Here is a 2,661-nt window from a genome sequence, read left to right on the forward strand (position 1 = left end):
TGAGCATCATCGGCTTCTTCGTGTTGCCCGGTCTGCTGGTGTCGCAGGTCTCGACCGCCGAGGCGATCGAGGTCATCCGCCAGGCGCACCTCGTCACGCGCTACGAGGTGCAAACGAAAGCGCACATCGCCATCCTGCGCAATACGCTGCTGCGCGCACAGGAGAAAGCCCTGATCGGCTTCTCGAACCTGACCCCTGCCGAGCGGGATGAACTCGCCAACGTGGTGCGCGGGCTGGTGTATGGCATCAACGATACGTTGCGTGAGATCGTCGAGAGTGTTCACGCGGTAAGCTCAACGCGGATTCCGTATGTCCCGCTGAACGAGCAGGAACAAATCCAGGGCTATATCGACGTTGTTACAGGGGCGATCACCGACGACAAGCATGATCCCGGCCCACCGACCAGCGGCCCCGGTGGTGGTTCACGCAAGCAGTTGCAAAGCCCTGAAGCCGGCGGTGATGGACCGACCACGCGCCGCCGCGAGGAGTCGGCACAGCGCGATCGGGGCGAGCCGCGCGGCGAGCGCCATGAGCCGCGACCCACGCCTGCGCAGCGGCACGCGGGACGCCCAGCCGAGCAGCGCAGTGAGCAGCGCGGCGACCAGCGTGGCGATCAGCGTGGCGACCAGCGTGGTGAGCAACGCAGTGAACCGCGTGGCGACCAGCGCAGTCAACCGCGTGGTGAAGGCCGCGAACAGAACACTGCTCCGACCGATGATCCAGACCGGGGGCCGCGCCCTGCCGGACGCTCCGGCACCGACCAGCGAGCGGATCGGCAGGGCGCGGCCCGTGCGTCGACCACGCAGCGGCCAGGGTATAGTGTTGACATAATAAAGCAGCCAGACCAACCGACCGCGACGGCTCCCGATGCCACGGCTGGGGACCTCGCCTCGTTCTTTGACTGGATCGAGCAGCACACCGCCGAGCGTGCTGCCTCATCCCCCTACCCGCAGACGCCGAGAGGTTGAAGGATGTTCATCCCGCTCAATATAACCATCTATGCCGTGATCGTAACGGAGCCGTATGCCTGGAAGCTGGCGTCTCAGGTGATGCAGGACGCCGCCTGGGTCGGCATCCAGAAGGTGTCCGACGCTACCTCTGCGGTCCAGGTCGCCAGGGAGCACCTGCCGCTGCTGGACCACTATCGGGCCTTGCTTCCAGCGGACGCGGCCCCGGTGCCACCACTCACCGCCGAGGATGTGTGGGAAACCCTCACCGCCACCATCGCGGGGCTTGGTGCCGACGGCTACACCGATGTCACCAGCGTGTCTGCCGATCACTTCATCGACCTCGATCCCTGTGTTGAGGCCGCTCGACACATGCCGATCCTGGACCTGGCCTATGTCTTGTGTGAAATCCGCGATGAGCACCCTGCCGGGGATACGTTTAATGATGGGCTGATCGAGATCCTGAGAACGACTCCCGCGTGGGATGAACGCCTGGAGTATGCGCAATCCGTTGCGACCGCGTACCGGGATCGCATGCTCCTTCGCTGGCTTGCCACCGGCGGTAGGCCGCATCTGCCGAAGCTCCCGCCGCTCGTCGGGCAGATCCTTTCGGGTCCAGGTAGCACGGTCAAGGTGGTCGCTGTCGGAGCAGCCGATCAGGGCGGCTGGTCCTGCGCGGTGGAACACCTCGCCGCCGCAGATGCTGGCCGTCGCGACAGCGATCCCGGCTCCGGTTCACGACGATGATCCGAGCCACCGACGATGGCTATCAACTCCAGGGTTAAGGTGCCGCGCTGACGCAGCACAAACGACGTACCATGTGGCCGGGAGCGCCCATCGCCGTCGCGCTCCAGCGCGACGGCGGGACACCCACCCCTTCTGCGCAACGAACCCTGCGTAGAACCGCACATACGGCTCGGCCCCGCGGCACCACCCACTGCGTGCGCTTGACACCGAGCCGCAGCGTCCCGGATGGAATGGGCACCGCGCGACCGCCGGGCCATAGCTCGCACAACCACGCGGCGGACCCTGGCAACCACGCGGTTGGAGGCCACCCGCGGCGGGTACGCCGTGGCACGTACATTCCCTGCGCGCCGTGTCTCCGCACTCCCCGGCGTGCAGGCGTTGAGTCTGTTCTATCAATCTGACGACGAGGCCCACCATGAACACGAACCATCGCCCGACGCACGTGCTGATCACGCGCGCCCCCTTCAGTACGGAAGCAACCCCGGCCCAGCCGATCTATTGGGCGCTGACGCTCGACGACGAAACGGTCGCCGCCGTCCGCCAGCTGCACCACGCCTGGCAGCAGGCGAATACGATCTGTCCGGTCAGCTTCGTGACCCGCGAGCAGTGGTACGGCACGCCATTTCACCGAACCACCGCGATTGAAGCGATCCTCAGTTCCGCGCTCAGCGCGCTGGACACCTATCCGGCGGTGGTAGTGGAATGGACCGACGCGCTCGACGCGGCGCTTGACGAGGCCGAAGCGCAAGATCTCGATCCCGTCTCTATCGAGTGTAACGGCACCAGCATCACGTTGTGGGCAATCGTCGACGACGAAGACACGCGCGCCACGGCGAGCGAGATCCTGCTGATCGACCAGCTTGCGGTGCTCACCGATCCCACGCCGCTGCCGCACACCGATCCGGCGCGTCCGTCCGCGCCGCGCGGGATCGTCGTACCGCTCGATCACGCCGAGGAATAGCAGCCA

3 protein-coding genes are annotated in these 2,661 nt (G+C 66.0%); all 3 read left to right on the forward strand.

All coding sequences use genetic code 11. The annotated features are described in order from the left end of the window. The coding region (locus VFZ66_18995; GenBank protein ID HEX6291278.1) for a hypothetical protein at positions 1–968 on the forward strand (968 nt) is incomplete at its 5' end. A gap of 3 nt (positions 969–971) precedes the next feature. Beyond that, positions 972–1,694: a hypothetical protein gene (locus tag VFZ66_19000; protein HEX6291279.1), complete on the forward strand. Its 723-nt coding sequence runs from the start codon at positions 972–974 to the stop codon at positions 1,692–1,694. A 415-nt stretch (positions 1,695–2,109) separates the two neighbouring features. After that, positions 2,110–2,655 carry a hypothetical protein gene (locus VFZ66_19005; GenBank protein ID HEX6291280.1) on the forward strand — a complete coding sequence of 182 codons (546 nt, stop codon included), beginning with the start codon at positions 2,110–2,112 and terminating at the stop codon, positions 2,653–2,655. Positions 2,656–2,661 lie beyond the last annotated feature (6 nt).

The sequence above is a fragment of the Herpetosiphonaceae bacterium genome, assembly GCA_036374795.1.
In the GTDB taxonomy this organism is placed as follows: Bacteria; Chloroflexota; Chloroflexia; order Chloroflexales; family Kallotenuaceae; genus LB3-1.

What these genes read in the sequence shown, in the direction of transcription:
- VFZ66_19005 (HEX6291280.1), top strand. Translation starts at nt 2,110, where the DNA reads ATGAACACGAACCATCGCCCGACGCACGTGCTGATCACGCGCGCCCCC.
- VFZ66_19000 (HEX6291279.1), top strand. Translation starts at nt 972, where the DNA reads ATGTTCATCCCGCTCAATATAACCATCTATGCCGTGATCGTAACGGAG.